Source organism: Arthrobacter sp. 135MFCol5.1, assembly GCF_000374865.1.
Classification (GTDB): domain Bacteria; phylum Actinomycetota; class Actinomycetes; order Actinomycetales; family Micrococcaceae; genus Arthrobacter.
In genome coordinates this window covers 57,928-74,139 of the sequence record NZ_KB895452.1, presented here as the reverse complement: position 1 = coordinate 74,139, position 16,212 = coordinate 57,928, and the positions used below count along the sequence as shown (strand labels likewise).

Below are 16,212 nucleotides of genomic sequence, written 5' to 3'. Positions count from 1 at the left end.
CCTGCCCTTTCCCATTGCAGGCGCACTGGCCCGCCGTCACGGCTATGCGGTGGCAAGTCCCTCGACGGGTGACAGCCGTGCCGCGCGCCGGGCAGGAATGACCGACGCCAGCAGGCCGGCGACGACGGCCACCCCCAGCACGCCCAGCAACTGCAGCCAGGGGACGGAGGGGGTGACCTCGGCCAGGCTGCCGAGGGCCGACCGCGCGCCCAGCCAGCCGTAGATGCTGCCCAGGGCAGCACCAATCAATGCGGCGACGCCGGCCACCAGGGCTGCCTCGAGGGCCAGCATGCCCCGCAGCTGGCCCTTGGTAAGACCCAGCGCCCGGAGCAGGGAGTTTTCCCTGGTCCGTTCGAGGACGGACAGCGACAGTGTATTGGCCACGCCGATCAGCGCGATCAGCACCGCCACCCCCAACAGGCCCGTGACCACCAAGAGCAGTACGTCGATGACCTCATTGAAGGTGACCCGCTCGATGGCGGCGCCGCTGACCGCACCCGCGGACACGCCTGCTGCCGCAGCAACAGCGGACTGGATGTCCTTGATCCGGTCCGCGGACAGGGAGCCGCCGGGAGCGTCGGCCAGGCGCAGCCACACGGCACTGGCCGCAGGACCGGTGCCATCTGTCCGCGCACTGTCTGTTGGGGCAACGCCACCGCCCGTCAGGCCCGACTGGCGGGCGGTGTCGGTGGAGACCAGTGCCGGGATGTTGCGGGTCCGCAAGACCACCGCTTCCAGGGAGGCCGGCCCGGCCGGCCCGGTGACCTCAACCGGTCCGGCCGTGGAGCCTTCCGGAAGGTAGATCCTGCCCGGCTCAAGGGTGAGCGCGGTGTCGCGGAGCAGCCGGCCGGCCTCTGCCGCGTCGAGGGCATAGACGGGTCTGCCCATCCCTTCGCCGGCCAAGGTGCCCGCTGCCGGCAGCAAAGCCGCCGTTGCGACGCCGTCCACCCGTGTCACTGCGTCACGCTCGGCGGCTGTCAGAGCATCCCCGGTGATCACCATATCCACGGGGTAGGTGCCGGCGAGGGCGTCATCGAAGGCCTGCCGGGCAGTAGCAGCCCCGGTCATCATCAGGGACACCAGCGTGACGCCGATCAAGAGGGCGGCAGCAGTGACGGAGGTCCGGGCCGGGTTGCGGACGGCATTGAGGGCGGCCAGCTTCCCGGGGACGCCGGCAGGAGAGGCCAACCGTCCCGCCAGGCCCACCAGCCGCGGCACGAACAGGGTGGCGCAGAGCAGGACGCCCACGAAGGAGAGCACGCCGCCGGCGAAGGCCACAACCAGCATCACGCCCGCGGCGCCGAGGGCCAGCAACGGAACCCCGAGGGCAAGGGCGGCAAGGCCCAGCACCAGCCGCACGCGGCCCCGCCGGTTCCCGATTTCGGCATCGTCAACCGGCCGCAGGGCAGCAAGCGGAGCCACGGCCGTGGCAGCTTTCGCGGGAACCAGGGCGGCACCCAGGGTCAGGAGTGTGCCTGCCGCCAGCCCCGCAATGACGGACGACGGCGGGACGGCCATGGTGGCAAACGCCATGTCCGGCTGCGTCCCGGCCCAGCCGATGAGGGCAGCCATCAGGGCGACGGCGGCGAGCACACCGGCGGCGGAGGAGACCAGGCCCACCACCAGGGCTTCGGCCAGGACCGAGTTGCGCACCTGGTTCCGGCCCGCCCCCAGGCACCTGAGCAGCGCCAGTTCCCTGGTGCGTTGGGCCACCAGCACCGCGAAGGTGTTGGTCACCACCAGTCCGGAGACAATCAGGGCGACCCCGGCGAATGCCAGCAGGATGATCGTCAGTTCATCCTGGCCCCCGGTCATCATCGCCACCTGGGCGGTGACTTGTTCGTCTGCTGTCTTCACCTGCACCCCGGCGCCGGCACCGGTGAGCGCCGCCGCCACGTTCTTGCTGGTTGCGGCGGCGTCGGAGCCCAAAGCCAGGGCCAGCTGGATGCTTCCGTAGCCAGCGGCGCCGGTACCACCTTGAGCGTCCCGGGCGCCGGCAGCCAGGGCACTGACGGCCGGTGTCCCGGCGAGGATCTGCGGGAGGGCAGAGGCGAAGGGGTCGTTGCTGCCGCGCAGGATCCCGGTGACGGTCATGGCCACTGTTGTGGCGGCGTCGGGGGCCTTGAGGGTCAGGGAGTCGCCGACGCGCAGCCCGTAGCGGGCGGCGGTAGCCCCGTCCACGGCGACGCCGTCAGCCCTCTCCGGGAGGGCGCCGTCGGTCACGGTCGCGGTTTCCAAGGCCATCGGCGCCAGGTTCCGGGCTTGCGCCAACACCTCCTGGCCGCCTGCGGTGAACTCTGCGTACGCCTGCATCCGGCCATAGGCCTCGGTCACGCCGGGCACCGCACGGGCTGCTGCCAGCGCGGCATCGTTGAAGGTTCCCGTGTCCGGGGTGGCGATGAGGCCGGCCTTGCTGTAGGCCTCCCCGAGGCTGGCACCCAGCGAAGCACGGGTACTCGCCCCGACCATCAGGGTGGTGGACAGGAACGCCACGGAGAGCATGACTGCCAGGCCGACGGCTATGAAGCGGCGGCTGTGGGACTGGAATTGCGAGAAGGCAACGCGCAGCACGCTCAGCCTCCCAGCTTGCCGAGGGCGGCCAGGACGGACCCGGCGGTGGGCTCGGCGATCTCGCCCACCAGGCCGCCGTCGTTCATCAGGACCACCCGGTCGGCGTAGCTGGCCGCCACCGGATCGTGGGTGACCATGATGATGGTCTGGCCCATTTCCCGGCTGCTGCGGCGCAGCAGTGCGAGGACTTCGCCGCCGGCGGTCGAATCAAGGTTGCCGGTGGGTTCGTCCCCGAACACCACGTCGGGACGGGTCAGCAGGGCCCGGGCTACGGCGACCCGCTGCTGCTGGCCGCCGGAGAGCTCATGCGGCCGGTGCCGGAGCCTGTCCTTGAGGCCGAGCGTGGCCACCACCGTGTCGAACCAGGCCGCGTCCGTGGCTTTGTTCGCCAGCGCCAGCGGCAATGTGATGTTCTGTTCGGCGGTCAGTGTGGGCACCAGGTTGAAGGCCTGGAACACGAATCCGATCCGGTCGCGGCGAAGCGCTGTCAGCTGTTTGTCATTGAGGGCCGTAATGTCTGTTCCGCCAACCAGGATCTGGCCGGAGTCGGCACTGTCGAGTCCAGCGAGGCAGTGCATCAGGGTGGACTTTCCGGAGCCGGAAGGGCCCATTATTGCGGTGAAGCGGCCGGCATCGAACGTGACGCTGACCTCGCGCAGGGCGCTGACGCGGGTGGCGCCGCGGCCGTACGTCTTGGCCAGGGAGAGGGCCTGCACGGCGGGAGCGGATGGGATATTTTGCCTGTTCAAAGCAGTATGGGCATGCGCGGAAGTTGTCATGTTTCCACGCTATGGCCGGGCCCGGCGCCCGGGAATCGGCCGGTGGTCTGGTCCTGCCGGGGCCGGACTCATACCCAGGTCTGACACCACCGTGCCGGGTGTCAGCCTCCGGGAGTGACCACCCCGGTCTCGTAGGCGATCACGACTGCCTGGACCCGGTCGCGTGCCCCAAGCTTGGCCAGGATGTGCCCTACGTGCGTTTTGACGGTTGCTTCGGAGACAAACAGGTCTGCCCCGATCTCAGGGTTGGACCGACCTTGGGCCATGAGGGTGAAGACTTCGCGCTCGCGGGCTGTGAGCCGTTCGACGGCCTCCTGGTCCTCGGGCCGTTCGTTGCCCTGTGCGCGCAGCAGCGGGGCTACATGGTCCAGGAGCCGGCGGGTGGTGGAGGGGGCGATGACGGCGTCCCCGCGGTGCACTGTGCGGATGGCGTCCAGCAGTTCCTCCGGTGGTGCGTCCTTCAGGAGGAAACCGCTGGCTCCGGCTTCGATGGCCGCCAATGCGTACTCGTCCAGGTCGAAGGTCGTGAGCACCACGACGCGAAGTTCAGCCCTGGCAGACCCGGCCGGGGCGGAAGCGGCGCGTTCGATGAGCCTGCGGGTGGCCTCGATGCCGTCCATTCCCGGCATGCGCACGTCCATCAGGACGACGTCCGCGGCTGCTGCTCCGAGGGCCTGGAGTGCCTCGAGCCCGTTCCCGGCCTCGACCACGACGTCAAGGTCCGGCTGGGAGTTGATCAGCATGCTGAATCCCGAGCGCACCAGTTGCTGGTCATCGACCAGCGCCACGCGGATAGGAGCGGTGCTGTCGCGGTCTAGTGGCAAAGTCATGCTCAAGCCTCGGTGTAGGGAAGGAAGGCCGAAACCTGGAAGCCCCCGCCCGCGGCCGGGCCGGCCGCCAACGAACCATCGTAAAGGCTGATCCGCTCCCTCATGCCCCGCAGCCCGTTACCGCCGCCTTCCCCGGCTCCGACTGCCGGATGGGCAGAAGCGCCCCGGCCGTCGTCGTGCACCTCAAGCTGCAGCCCGCGCGGCTGCCACCGCACCAAGACCCGGGCCCGGGCTTGCGGACCTGCATGCTTGAGGACGTTCGTCAGGGATTCCTGGAAGACCCGGTATGCGGTGAGTTCGGCGCCCGGAGGCAGGGTGCGCCGCGGAGACCCCAGCTGTTCGACGTCCAGCGGAAGGCCTGCCGCACGGAACCCCAGGAACAGTTCATCGAGGTCCGCAAGTCCGGGCAACGGGCGGGTGGTGGACTCATCGCCGTGCCGCAGCACACCCAGGAGGCGGCGCATTTCGGCCAGTGACGTCCGTGCCGCGGCGGCAACCGTGGCCAGCGTCTCCGTGGCCACGGCGGGGTCGGCAGCCGCGGCGTACCGCGCACCGTCAGATTGCGTGATGATCACGGACAGGGAATGCGCCACGATGTCATGCATCTCACGGGCAATGTGCGCCCGTTCATCGGCTGCCGCCAAGGAGCGTTCCTGCTGCTGTTCGATTTCGAGCCGGCGGGCACGGTCCGCCAGTGTCTGCAGTTGCTGCCGGCGCACGCGCGTCAGGTCTCCGAGGGTCCAGCTGAACAGCACCAGCATCCAGATCAGGACCGTGTAGACAGCGCTGATGGTCAGGCCCAGCACGCCTGTCTCAGCCGTGCTGCTGAGATTGCGGGTTGTCAGCAGCACGCCGCCCAGCAGTCCCAGTCCCAGGACCGTACGGCTGGCCCGGGCAGGACCGTACGCGGCAACGGCATAGATAATCAGCGGAACAGCCAGCAGCCCGGCCAGCGGCTCCAGCCCTGTTGCCCACAAGACCAGGCACGCCAGTACGGTGGCGCCGGCCGCGTGCACCGGCCTGGTGCGCCGCCACGCCAGCGGCACCACCAGGGCGCAGGACAGCAGGAAGTGCCAGGGACGGTCCGCCATGAGGTAAACGGGACCGCACATCAGCAGGACCGCCAGCATGAGGACCAGGTCAACCCGGAAAGTGTTGACCCGGATCCAGTGATAAACCTTGTGCCGTAATTCCACCCCGGAACTCTATGCTGTCGTGGTGGCGAGTGCCTCATCCCTGGGGCTGATCCTTCTCCGGCCGCCGCGCCCGCCACGCCGCCCACAGACGCCGTGTCCGAAATGTGGGACGGCTTGCCCACCATATGGATGACTTGGCTACCCTGAAAATATGAGCGCATCCTCCATCGATCTTGCAGTTATTCCCGGCGACGGCATCGGCCCCGAAGTCATTGCCGAGGCCCTCAAAGTCCTCGAGAAGGCCGTGGCCGCGGAGGGCGTGCAGCTCAAGCCGACACATTACGAACTCGGCGCCGAGCACTGGCTCGCCACCGGCGAAACCCTGCCGGACCACGTCCTGGCGGACCTGAAGACGCGCGACGCGATCCTCTTCGGTGCCGTCGGCGCCGCCCCGGGCGACACCCGCATCCCCTCCGGAATCATCGAACGCGAACTGCTCCTCAAGCTCCGCTTCAGCCTGGACCACTTCGTCAACCTGCGGCCGTCGCGGCTTTACGGGACGGTCGGCAGCCCACTGGCCAACCCCGGGACCATCGACTTCATCGTGGTGCGTGAGGGAACCGAGGGGCCGTACGTGGGAAACGGCGGCACGCTGCGTGCCGGAACCCCGCACGAGGTCGCCACGGAAGTCTCCCTGAACACCGCACACGGTGTGGAGCGCGTGGTCCGCGACGCCTTCCGCCGCGCCAGCCTCCGCGAACGCAAGCACGTCACCCTGGTCCACAAGCACAACGTCCTGGTCTTCGCCGGGCATCTCTGGAAGCGCACCGTCGAGGCTGTCGCCCAGGAATTCCCGGGCGTCACCCACGACTACCTGCACGTTGATGCCGCCACCATCTTCATGGTCACGGACCCGTCCCGCTTCGACGTCATCGTCACCGACAACCTGTTCGGCGATATCATCACCGACCTCGCTGCCGCCGTCACCGGCGGCATCGGCCTGGCGGCGTCCGGCAACATCAACATGGACCGCACGGCGCCTTCCATGTTCGAGCCGGTCCACGGTTCGGCGCCGGACATCGCCGGCCAAGGCAAGGCCGACCCCACCGCGGCCATCCTCTCCGCGGCACTCCTGCTGGACCACCTGGGGTACGCGGAAGCCGCACGCCGGATCGAAGCCGCTGTGGTTGCCGACGTCGAACAGCGCGACGGAACCGCCCGCAGCACCAGCGCCGTCGGCGACGCCATCGCCGCCGGACTCTAGCCCACGCCGGGGGCTCCGGCTTCGGGCGTAAGCTTGACTCGAATCACCAAATGCCGCCTCGCTGTTCAGCGCTGAACCCCGGGGCGGCCGATCGTGGAGGAACCATGACTCAGACCGCCCATGGCGTCGAATTCACCCGGCAGCTTTCGGAGAACCCGAAGTCCGCCGAAGAGCGTGCAGCCATCCTGGCAAACCCGGGATTCGGCAACTACTTCACCGACCACACCGCCATCGTCGACTACAGCGTTGACGCAGACGGCAGCGGCGGCTGGCACGATGCCCGGATCGAGCCCTACGGCCCGATCGTCCTTGACCCGTCCGCCGCCGTGTTCCACTACGGCCAGGAAATCTTCGAGGGACTCAAGGCGTACCGGCACGCTGACGGCTCCGTCTGGACGTTCCGGCCCGAGGCGAACGCGGCCCGGCTGAACAAGTCGGCCCGCCGGCTGGCCTTGCCCGAACTGCCGGCCGAATACTTCCTCGGCGCCATCCGCGAACTGGTGGCTGCCGACAAGGAATGGGTTCCTTCCGGCGACGGCGAAGCCCTCTACCTGCGCCCCTTCATGATCGCCACCGAGGCCTTCCTGGGTGTCCGCGCCGCCCGCGAGGTGTCCTTCCGGGTGATCGCCTCTCCGGCGGGCAACTACTTCGGCGGCGAACTCAAGCCGGTCTCCATCTGGATCTCGCGCCAGTACGCCCGCGCCGGCCGCGGCGGCACCGGCGACGCCAAGTGCGGCGGGAACTACGCCGCCTCGCTCATCGCGCAGCAGGAGGCCGAGGCCAACGGCTGCAAGCAGGTCCTGTTCCTCGACCAGGCCAATGACAACGCCGTGGAAGAGCTGGGCGGCATGAACGTCTTCTTCGTCATGAAGGACGGCTCCCTGGTCACGCCCGCCCTCACCGGCACCATCCTGGAAGGCGTCACCCGGATGTCCGTGATCCAGGTGGCCAAGGACATGGGCCGTGACGTGGCGGAGCGGAAGATCACCCTTGACGAGTGGCGCGACGGCGTGGCCTCGGGCGATATTGCCGAAGTGTTCGCCTGCGGCACAGCTGCCGTGATCACCCCCATCGGGGTGCTGAAGGACGCCACCGAGTTCATTGGTTCCGAGGACGCCAAAGCCGGCGAAACCACCATGGCCATCCGCGAAAAGCTCCTGGGCATCCAGACCGGCGCCGAACCGGACACGCACGGCTGGCTGACACGCCTGGCCTAGGTTCTGCCCTGACGACGGCGCCTTCCGGACTTTTGTCCGGAAGGCGCCGTTTTACGTTGCCGCAGGGGTGCCGGGTCAGCGGCGCGCGGCTTTCCGGGCAGCGTTCCTCATCGCTTTGCGGGACACGGGCTTGAGTGCCTTGCGGGCAGCTTCTTCCGCCAGGGCGCGGTTGCGCCGGGCGTCGATCAGGTCGTTCCAGAGCGTGGTGGCAAAGACGCCGCCGTCCTGGGCGTAGACGTCGTAGGGATAGCCGGCGAAGACGGCGGGGGTGGGGCCGCTGGTGAACAGGTCCTTGCCGCCTGCCTGGGCCACTGCGTCGCCGACAGCCCAGGTCCGGGTCAGGTGGCGGATGAGGTTTTCCTGGACGAAGACGGCGGCGTCAGCGGAGCGGGAGGCCTGGTCCAGCAGCGCTTCCAGGTCCGCGGCGATCAGGGCGGCGCCGGCCTGGTCAGCGGGCGCGGAGGCGGCGGACAGTTCCGCCGTGATGCCGGTGACGGCGTCCGTCCAGTCGGTTGTCTCGCGGAACTTCCTCCAGGTGGGAAACCAGATGATGCTGCCGGTCGCGTGGTTGTGGATGTGCAGGAGGCCGGTGGCCTTTTCGGTCGCCGAATGGTCGTGGCCGTCCGCGTCCGCGCGGGCGAGAAGGTCGGCGAGTGAAGGTGTGCTCATGGGGCGGTGTCCGGCTTCCTGGTGGAGATCGTTGTGCTGTCACAGGTTGCCAACCCCCGCGGGCGGCCGATCTATTCCGCCGCTGCCTTCCGGGACAAGGGGGTGGGGGAGTGCGGGGCTTGATGCAAGGATGGATCAGTGACCCCACTTACCGGCCCCGGCCTGCAGCGCAGCTCCGGCCTTACCCAGTTCCTCCTGGCACCAAACCCGGGCCCCATGAGCCTGGACGGCACCAACTCCTACCTCCTGCGCGTCCCCGGCCGGTCCGCCGTCGTGGTGGTTGACCCGGGACCCAACGATGAACCGCACCTGGAGGCACTGTCGGGCGCCGGCGTCGTCGAACTGATCCTGGTCACGCACCGGCATGCGGACCATACTGCCGGTTCGGCCCGCCTGCACGAACTCACCGGAGCGCCGGTACGGGCAGCGGACCCAGGCCACTGCCATGGCGGCGGAGCGCCGCTGGCCGGCGGCGAACTGATCCAGGCAGCGGGACTGGATATCACGGTGCTGGCTGCCCCCGGCCACACTTCGGATTCCGTGTGCTTCCACCTGCCGGCCGACGGGCAGCACGGCTCGGTGCTGACCGGGGACACGGTCCTGGGCCGGGGCACCACCGTCCTGGACTTCCCTGACGGCACGCTGGGAGACTACCTCGCCACCCTGGACCGGTTGGAGGCCCTGGGGAACGCGACCGTGCTGCCGGCCCACGGCCCGGTATTGCCGTCCCTGCGGGACATCGTCCGGGAGTACCGCCGGCACCGCGAGGAGCGGCTGGCCCAGATCCGTGCCGCGCTCCGCGGCCTCGGCGGGGACGCATCCGTACCTGAGGTGGCGGACGCCGTCTATGCCGGCGTCGACCCTTCCGTCCGGCGCGCCGCCGAATTGTCCGTGGCCGCACAGCTTTCCTACCTTCGCGGGCACGAAGGCGGCAGGCAGGACGGCGCCGTCGAAACGGTAGGGTAGGAGCCATGCGTATTGCGAGGTTTGTTGTCGATTCCGATCCCCTGTACGGCGTTGTGGAAGGTGATAGCGGCAGTGAGGAAATCACTGTCATCCACGGCGACCCTTTCTTCAACGGTGTGGAGCGCACTTCCGTGCGCCACAAGCTGGAGGATGTCCGGCTGCTGGCGCCCATCATCCCGCGGAGCAAGGTCATCGGGGTGGGCAGGAACTTCGTGGAGCACGCACATGAGCTGGGCAACGAGGTGCCCGCCCAGCCGCTGCTGTTCCTGAAGCCCAACACCGCGGTGGTAGGTCCGAACGACCCCGTGGTCCTGCCGGAGTTTTCCGAAGAAGTCTCCTTTGAAGCCGAACTGTGCGTGGTGATCGGCCGGATCTGCAAGGACGTCCCCGAAGACCGCGTTGACGATGTCATCTTTGGCTACACGTGCGGCAACGACCTCACTGCCCGCGATGTCCAGAAGACGGACCTGCAGTGGACCCGCGCCAAGGGCTTCGACACCTCCGCTCCGCTGGGCCCGTGGATCGAGACGGACCTGGACACCGAGGACCTGCAGATCCAGGGCCGGCTCAACGGGGAAATCCGCCAGGACGGCAGCACCAGCCAGATGATCCGCGGCGTCCGGGAGCTCGTGTCCGTCGTCTCGCACGCGTTCACCCTGCTGCCCGGCGACGTGATCATGACCGGAACACCGGCCGGCGTGGGACTGGTCAAGGAAGGCGACCGCTTCGAGGTGGAAATCGAAGGCATCGGCCGGCTCTCCAACCCGATCGTCCGCCGCTGACCCCGGCTGCCGCGCGGAAGGCCGGAGGGCGGCCAGGCGGGTAAAGTTGAAGCCACTATGACTATCGCTTCTTCGTCGCTTGCCGCCTCCATTCCGCCCGTCACCGCCGAGACCCCCGTTCGCGTCCGGTTTTGCCCCTCGCCCACGGGGACCCCGCACGTCGGACTGATCCGGACCGCGCTCTTCAACTGGGCCTACGCCCGCCACACCAAGGGCACCCTGGTGTTCCGGATCGAGGACACGGACGCGGCCCGGGACAGCGAGGAAAGCTACCACCAGCTGCTGGACGCACTGAAGTGGCTGGGCATCGACTGGGACGAGGGAGTCGAGGTTGGCGGCCCGCACGAACCGTACCGGCAGTCCCAGCGCGGCGACATCTACCAGGACGTCATCAAGCGCCTGCACGACGCCGGATTCATTTACGAGTCCTTTTCCACCCCTGAGGAGATCGAGGCACGCCACCGCGCCGCCGGCCGGGACCCGAAGCTGGGCTACGACGGCTTCGACCGTCACCTGACCGAGGAACAGCTGGCACAGTACCGGGCCGAGGGCCGGCAGGCCGTCCTGCGCCTGCGCATGCCGGACGAGGACATCACGTTCACCGACCTGGTCCGCGGCGAAATTACGTTCAAGGCCGGATCGGTGCCCGACTTCGCCGTGGTGCGTGCCAACGGTGCCCCGTTGTACACCTTGGTCAACCCCGTGGACGACGCCCTGATGGGGATCACGCACGTGCTCCGCGGCGAAGACCTGCTCAGCTCCACGCCGCGCCAGGTCGCCCTCTACCGGGCCCTCTACGCCATCGGCGTCGCCGAGTACATGCCGGAGTTCGGCCACCTGCCGTACGTCATGGGCCAGGGCAACAAGAAGCTCTCCAAGCGGGACCCCGAGTCCAGCCTCTTCCTGCACCGCGAGCGGGGCTTCATCCCGGAAGGGCTGCTGAACTACCTTTCCCTGCTTGGCTGGTCGCTGAGCGCCGACGAAGACATCTTTACCGTCGAGCAGCTCGTTGAGCACTTCGACATCCACGACGTCCTGGGCAACCCCGCGCGTTTCGACCTGAAGAAGGCCGAGGCCATCAACGGCACGCACGTCCGGATGCTTGAGCCCAAGGTCTTCCGCGACCGGGTGGCGCACTACCTGCGCGACGCAGGCCTGGTGGGGGAGATCCTCACTGACCGCGAGGAAGAAATCCTCACCGAAGCCGCGCCGCTGATCCAGGAGCGCATCACGCTGCTGGGCGAGGCGCCGGACATGCTGGCTTTCCTGTTCAAGGCGGACGACGCCGTCGACGTCGCAGATGACGCCCGCAAGGGCCTTCCCGAGAACCTTTCCGAGGTGCTGGATGCCGCGCTTGCCGCGCTGGAACCGGTGGCAGACTGGACAGCGGAGAGCATCCAGGCAGCCCTGAAGCAGGCCCTGGTGGAGGACCTTGGCATCAAACCGCGGCTCGCTTTCGGGCCGGTACGGACGGCTGTTTCCGGCCGGCGGATCTCCCCGCCCCTGTTCGAATCGATGGTCATCCTGGGCAAGGAGTCCTCCCTGCGCAGGCTCCGCGCCTTCCGCGGCTGATGACGGCACCGAGCGAAGCCCGGTCGGGTGCCCGGCATACGCCCTGGGGAGTGGTCAGGGGCGTCCTGTTCGACATCGACGACACCCTGGTGGACCTTGAGTACTCGATGACCACCGCCTTGCGCGAGGTCAGTGAACACCTCCTGCCCGGCCTGGACCAGGCCGGCTGGGAGCGGTTCGGCCGGATCTTCACCCATGAGACCACGCACTACTACGACCGCTACCTGGCCGGCGAGCTGACGTTCAACGAACAGCGCCTCCTCCGGGGCCGCGCCGCACTGGGCCACTTTGGCGTGGAACTGGGCGACGGCGATGAATCGCACCGCTGGCTGGCCGCGTACGTGGAAAAGCAGCCGTCCTACGTGAAGCCGTTCCCGGATGTTTCGCCGCTTCTTGACGTCTTGGACGCTGCCGGGATCCCGTACGGCGCCGTCAGCAACAACGTCCACGATTACCAGCGCGCCAAGCTGGACGGCGCCGGCCTTGAACGCGTGAAGCACCTCGTCGGAACTGACACCCTGGGCGTGGCCAAGCCGGATCCCGCCATCTACCTGGAAGGCGTCCGGCTCTTGGGCACCGTCCCGGCCGAGACGATGTACGTGGGCGATAACCGGCTGCTGGACGCGGAAGGCTCGACGGCGGCCGGACTGGTTGGCGTCTGGCTCAACCGGAACGCCGAGACCGCGGCCCACTTTGGTGGAACCGCGGTCACCACGTTGGCGGATCTCCTCCCGCTCTTCGCCTAAGTCCTGTCCGGGCGGTCGTCCATCAGGCGGCCCTAATCCGGGCGGCGCGGCGAAGGAGGAGATATCCGCCAACGGCGGCTCCCACCAGCAGGGCGATCAGCAGCAATGCCGTGACGGGGCTGTCCAGCCAGGACGACGGCGACACGGCGGCCACCTTCGTGTGCAGTTCCTGCGTTCCGGCCGCGATCCTGGCATTGCCCTCGGCAAGCGTGCCGGCACCGTCCGCCAACTGGCCCGAACCGTCATCAAGCTTGCCGTTGCCGTCGGCGAGTTTCCCGGTTCCATCCGCCAGCTGGGCGGATCCCGACTGCAATTGTCCCGTGCCTTGGCTCAGCGCGGTGGTGCCCTCCGACAACGCCTCGGTCCCGGCCAGGAGTCCCGGGTTGGCAGGATCGCCGCCGCCGTTGACGCCGGCACTGAGCTTGGTGGTGCCGTCCTGGAGGTTGTTGGCGGCGTAGATCAGGCCGGGGCTGTCCGGATCGCCGGGGACGCCATCCATGCCGGTCCGGATCTTCGCCGTGCCATCCGCCAGCATCGAGGTACCCAGCACCACGCCGGGGTTTTGGGGGTCGGTGGCGTTGAGCTTCTCCGCCAGGGTGGCGAAGCCCGCCTTCAGCCGGCCCGCCCCGTCATCCAGCTGGGCGGCTCCCGCGGTCAGACTGCCGGTTCCGGCTTTGAGCTGCCCGGCTCCGTCGTTCAGCTTTGCTGCTCCCGCATCGAGCTGCCCCGCTCCCGCGTAGGCGCGCCGGCCGCCGTCGGCCAACTTGGCGATCTGGTCCTTGATGACGGCCAGGGGAACCAGGCCCTGGGGCCCGTTCGCCGCTGCTTCCAGCTGGTCCAGCCCCTGGCTGAGCGCGGCCAGCCCGTCTCCCTTGGTTGGATCGTTCCCCGCGCCGGGGTAGCCCGTCAGCTGCGCTGTTCCGTTCTTCAACGCCGCTGTCCCTGCGCTCAGGCTGGTGGCGCCGGCGTCGAGCTGACCTGCGCCGGCCGCGAGCCGGCCCGTACCCGCCGCCAGCTGTCCGGCGCCGTCGGCAAGGTTGTTGGGGGCGTTGCCGCCCGCGGTGGGGGTGAGCGCGGCGGACAGCGCGACGGCGCCGGCCTGGAGCTTCCGGGCTCCGTCATCCACCTGGTAGACGCCGGGGACGAGTTTGTTCAGGACGTCATTCTGCAGCTTGGTGGTGCCGGCATGAAGCTTGTCCACGCCGGGGGCGAGCTGGTCCCTGACACCTGAGTAGATCTTGCCCGCACCCGATTGCAGGGCGAGGGCTCCGTTGTTGAGTCGGGTGGTCCCGTCCTTGACCTTGAGCGATCCGTCCTGCACTTGCGCTGCGCCCTTGTTCGCTGCGCCTGCGCCCGCTGCCAGCCGGCCCGAGCCGTCCTTGAGCTGGGCGGCGCCTGCTGCGGCTTGTTCCGCCCCGTCCATCAGCTGGGCAGAGCCGTTGGCGATCTGGCCCGTGAGGTAGGTATAGAAGGCGAGGAAGAGGACGAGCAGGAGGGAGAGGGCCATGATGGCGATGAATTGTGGCCGGGGTTTGCGGGTTGCGGCTGCAATGGCTGCTGTACGGGTTGTCAACGCTGACACTTCCTAACTTCCGCCGGACAGCGGTGTCCGGTGGCGAAACCGTGGTTGGCAGGGCGGTCCCTTGACCTCGTGGGTGCCCGTGGAAACAGGGCAGGGGGCTTGTTACTGATCGGTAACTTACTCGAGGGTAACCATAACGTTGGATGCCGGGCAAGGGTTTGGACGGTTCGCTTTCGCGAAGCCCGGAGGCGCAGGCCGCGCCGGATTTGTGCGAGCCCCAAGTCTCGGGTAAAGTAATTTCTCGTGCTGAGGCGCACGGAGCAGGGAAAACGCCCTGGAATCCGGCCCGAAAGTGCCATTGGGATATGGTGTAATTGGCAACACTACGGTTTCTGGTACCGTCATTCTAGGTTCGAGTCCTGGTATCCCAGCTCTGGTTTGAAGCCCATTCGGGCAGGCAAAACAGAAGGTTTCCACTCGGTTCGCCGATTTGAAACCACGGCAAAGTGTGTGAAATACTCACTGAGCCGAGCAGCGGAAACGCTGCCGGAAAGTACGCGGCCCCATCGTATAGCGGCCTAGTACGCCGCCCTCTCACGGCGGTAACGCGGGTTCGAATCCCGCTGGGGTCACCATGGAATGGTCCCGGGCATCAGCCCGGGACCATTTTTTATTTGCCCGAAATTCGCTGGCGGACAATCCCCGCTCAATGGACTGAACCCCGCGCCGCCCGGCGGGGAGTGGTCCTCCGTGCGGGGAGTCTTCCGCGGAGCCGCTTAGGAGTCCGCCTCCAATGCGGCCGCTGCATCCCGGACCTTGACCAGGGTGCGCAGGTTGCGGGTGGTGGTAGCGGCCTTGAACCTGGACTTCGAGCTGACCTTGCTGAAGGGGGCTGTCCAGGGTGCCCCCCACCGGGGCCAGCCACGCCAGCGCTTCAGGTCCAAGGCGCTTCTGGTCCTGGCCCTCTATGGCTGCGCCGGCCGCTTCCAGTTCGTCCAGGACGGCGGTATCCGACGAGAAGGTGATGTAGGTGTGGGTGGATTTGTCATCCTCCGGATAAGGGCAGGCATCCACCAGTTCGGCCACTCGTCCGCCGTCCACGACGACCACCCAGGCTTCATAGCCGAACGCTGCCCGGAGGCATTCTTCGGCTTCGCGTTTGACGCCGGTTGCATCCAGGCTGCTGGTCAGCACCACGTTCCCGCTGGCCAGCAGAGTCCTGGCATCGGCGAAGCCCGAAGCTTTCAGTGCGTCCCGGAGGTCCGCCATTTTGATGTTGATTCCGCCAACATTGATTCCACGGAGGAAGACTGCGTAGCTGCCCATGGCCACAGCCTAGTGGCGGCGCCGTCCGCAGGAGCGGACAACGCGGCGGATCCCCTTAGTCGTTGTTCTTGCGCAGGGCTTCGGTGAGGATGCGGCCGGCGTTGCAGACCACCTCTGCGTGCAGGCGCCCCGGCTGGCGGGTCAGCCGCTCGATCGGGCCGGAAATTGAGACGGCGGCGATCACCCGGCCGGACGGTCCCCGCACCGGCGCGGAGACGGAGGCGACACCGGGCTCACGTTCGCCGAGGCTCTGTCCCCAGCCGCGTCGTCGTACGCCTGCCAGGACGGTGGGCGTGAAGCGAGCTGACTGCAGGCCCTCGAGCAGCCGGTCGTGGTCCTCCCAGGCGAGAAGCACCTGGGCGGCGGAGCCGGCCTTCATGGACAGCTGCGTGCCCACCGGGATGGTGTCGCGCAGGCCGATGGGGCGCTCGGCGGAGGCAACGCACACGCGCCAGTCGCCCTGCCGGCGGAAGATCTGGGCGCTTTCGCCCGTGGCGTCCCGCAGCTGCATGAGGACGGGACCGGCGGAGGCGATCAGGCGGTCCTCGCCCGCGGCCGAGGCCAGTTCCACCAGCCGGCTGCCAAGGACGAACCGGCCCTGGATATCGCGGCTCACCAGCCGGTGGTGGACGAGTGCCAGCGCGAGCCGGTGAACCGTAGGCCGGGCCAGCCCGGTGGCGGCCACAAGCTGTGCCAGCGTGGTGGGGCCGGCCTCGAGTGCATCGAGCACCTGGGCTGCTTTATCAATGACGCCGACTCCACTAGAATTGTCCATGTAATGATATTGCCGTCTCAATATCTGAGATGCAAATCTTTCGGCTGGCGCAGTGCG

The 16,212-nt window shown here is 68.1% G+C and carries 13 protein-coding genes, 2 tRNA genes and 1 pseudogene; 8 read left to right on the top strand and 8 right to left on the bottom strand.

All coding sequences use genetic code 11. The annotated features are described in order from the left end of the window. Positions 1–42: 42 nt before the first annotated feature. From C563_RS0100365 to C563_RS0100350, 4 genes are all read right to left on the bottom strand, one after another. On the bottom strand, positions 43–2,571 hold the full coding sequence (locus C563_RS0100365; protein ID WP_018760049.1) for an FtsX-like permease family protein: 2,529 nt from the start codon (positions 2,569–2,571) through the stop codon (positions 43–45). 2 nt (positions 2,572–2,573) lie between these two features. Beyond that, complete coding sequence (locus tag C563_RS0100360) at positions 2,574–3,350, bottom strand: ABC transporter ATP-binding protein (protein ID WP_026264225.1); 777 nt, start codon at positions 3,348–3,350, stop codon at positions 2,574–2,576. Between the two features lie 101 nt (positions 3,351–3,451). Next, positions 3,452–4,180 carry a response regulator gene (locus C563_RS0100355; RefSeq protein ID WP_196803297.1) on the bottom strand — a complete coding sequence of 243 codons (729 nt, stop codon included), beginning with the start codon at positions 4,178–4,180 and terminating at the stop codon, positions 3,452–3,454. A 2-nt stretch (positions 4,181–4,182) separates the two neighbouring features. Next, the gene (locus C563_RS0100350; protein ID WP_018760046.1) at positions 4,183–5,376 is read right to left on the bottom strand and encodes a sensor histidine kinase; all 1,194 of its coding nucleotides are present in this window, start codon (positions 5,374–5,376) and stop codon (positions 4,183–4,185) included. 151 nt (positions 5,377–5,527) lie between these two features. Between C563_RS0100350 and C563_RS0100345 the strand changes: the two genes are divergently transcribed. Beyond that, positions 5,528–6,580, top strand: a complete 1,053-nt coding sequence (locus tag C563_RS0100345) for a 3-isopropylmalate dehydrogenase (protein WP_018760045.1) — start codon at positions 5,528–5,530, stop codon at positions 6,578–6,580. Positions 6,581–6,684: 104 nt separating this feature from the next. Further along, positions 6,685–7,797 (top strand): branched-chain amino acid aminotransferase, encoded by a 1,113-nt coding sequence (locus C563_RS0100340; protein WP_018760044.1) that lies wholly within the window; start codon positions 6,685–6,687, stop codon positions 7,795–7,797. 75 nt (positions 7,798–7,872) lie between these two features. Here C563_RS0100340 and C563_RS0100335 read toward each other — a convergent pair whose 3' ends face one another. Then, on the bottom strand, positions 7,873–8,466 hold the full coding sequence (locus C563_RS0100335; protein WP_018760043.1) for a hypothetical protein: 594 nt from the start codon (positions 8,464–8,466) through the stop codon (positions 7,873–7,875). A gap of 138 nt (positions 8,467–8,604) precedes the next feature. On the opposite strand from C563_RS0100335, the gene C563_RS0100325 reads away from it, so the two are divergent. Genes C563_RS0100325 through C563_RS0100310 form a run of 4 tightly spaced genes read left to right on the top strand, consistent with a single transcriptional unit; the run spans position 8,605 to position 12,532 of the window. Beyond that, complete coding sequence (locus tag C563_RS0100325) at positions 8,605–9,432, top strand: MBL fold metallo-hydrolase (protein WP_018760041.1); 828 nt, start codon at positions 8,605–8,607, stop codon at positions 9,430–9,432. 5 nt (positions 9,433–9,437) lie between these two features. Beyond that, positions 9,438–10,214, top strand: a complete 777-nt coding sequence (locus C563_RS0100320) for a fumarylacetoacetate hydrolase family protein (protein ID WP_018760040.1) — start codon at positions 9,438–9,440, stop codon at positions 10,212–10,214. A 57-nt stretch (positions 10,215–10,271) separates the two neighbouring features. Beyond that, positions 10,272–11,786, top strand: coding sequence for a glutamate--tRNA ligase (gene gltX, locus C563_RS0100315; RefSeq protein WP_018760039.1), 1,515 nt, complete (start codon positions 10,272–10,274; stop codon positions 11,784–11,786). Beyond that, positions 11,786–12,532 (top strand): HAD family hydrolase, encoded by a 747-nt coding sequence (locus tag C563_RS0100310; protein WP_018760038.1) that lies wholly within the window; start codon positions 11,786–11,788, stop codon positions 12,530–12,532. The genes gltX and C563_RS0100310 overlap by 1 nt, the downstream gene beginning before the upstream one ends. Positions 12,533–12,554: 22 nt before the next feature. On the opposite strand, the gene C563_RS0100305 is transcribed toward C563_RS0100310, so the two are convergent. Further along, complete coding sequence (locus C563_RS0100305; protein WP_442852919.1) at positions 12,555–14,114, bottom strand: hypothetical protein; 1,560 nt, start codon at positions 14,112–14,114, stop codon at positions 12,555–12,557. A gap of 299 nt (positions 14,115–14,413) precedes the next feature. Here C563_RS0100305 and C563_RS0100300 point away from each other — a divergent pair. Both C563_RS0100300 and C563_RS0100295 read left to right on the top strand, forming a co-directional pair. Continuing rightward, positions 14,414–14,485: transfer RNA gene (locus C563_RS0100300), tRNA-Gln, on the top strand. 128 nt (positions 14,486–14,613) lie between these two features. After that, positions 14,614–14,689, top strand: a tRNA-Glu gene (locus C563_RS0100295). 141 nt (positions 14,690–14,830) lie between these two features. On the opposite strand, the pseudogene C563_RS21790 reads toward C563_RS0100295, so the two are convergent. Next, positions 14,831–15,380 (bottom strand): annotated as a pseudogene (locus tag C563_RS21790) (DUF1697 domain-containing protein). 55 nt (positions 15,381–15,435) lie between these two features. Beyond that, positions 15,436–16,155, bottom strand: coding sequence for an IclR family transcriptional regulator (locus tag C563_RS0100285; protein WP_009356552.1), 720 nt, complete (start codon positions 16,153–16,155; stop codon positions 15,436–15,438). Positions 16,156–16,212: the final 57 nt, after the last annotated feature.

What these genes read in the sequence shown, in the direction of transcription:
- C563_RS0100360 (WP_026264225.1), bottom strand. Translation starts at nt 3,350, where the DNA reads ATGACAACTTCCGCGCATGCCCATACTGCTTTGAACAGGCAAAATATC.
- C563_RS0100355 (WP_196803297.1), bottom strand. Translation starts at nt 4,180, where the DNA reads ATGACTTTGCCACTAGACCGCGACAGCACCGCTCCTATCCGCGTGGCG.
- C563_RS0100345 (WP_018760045.1), top strand. Translation starts at nt 5,528, where the DNA reads ATGAGCGCATCCTCCATCGATCTTGCAGTTATTCCCGGCGACGGCATC.
- C563_RS0100340 (WP_018760044.1), top strand. Translation starts at nt 6,685, where the DNA reads ATGACTCAGACCGCCCATGGCGTCGAATTCACCCGGCAGCTTTCGGAG.
- C563_RS0100335 (WP_018760043.1), bottom strand. Translation starts at nt 8,466, where the DNA reads ATGAGCACACCTTCACTCGCCGACCTTCTCGCCCGCGCGGACGCGGAC.
- C563_RS0100320 (WP_018760040.1), top strand. Translation starts at nt 9,438, where the DNA reads ATGCGTATTGCGAGGTTTGTTGTCGATTCCGATCCCCTGTACGGCGTT.
- gltX (WP_018760039.1), top strand. Translation starts at nt 10,272, where the DNA reads ATGACTATCGCTTCTTCGTCGCTTGCCGCCTCCATTCCGCCCGTCACC.
- C563_RS0100310 (WP_018760038.1), top strand. Translation starts at nt 11,786, where the DNA reads ATGACGGCACCGAGCGAAGCCCGGTCGGGTGCCCGGCATACGCCCTGG.
- C563_RS0100285 (WP_009356552.1), bottom strand. Translation starts at nt 16,155, where the DNA reads ATGGACAATTCTAGTGGAGTCGGCGTCATTGATAAAGCAGCCCAGGTG.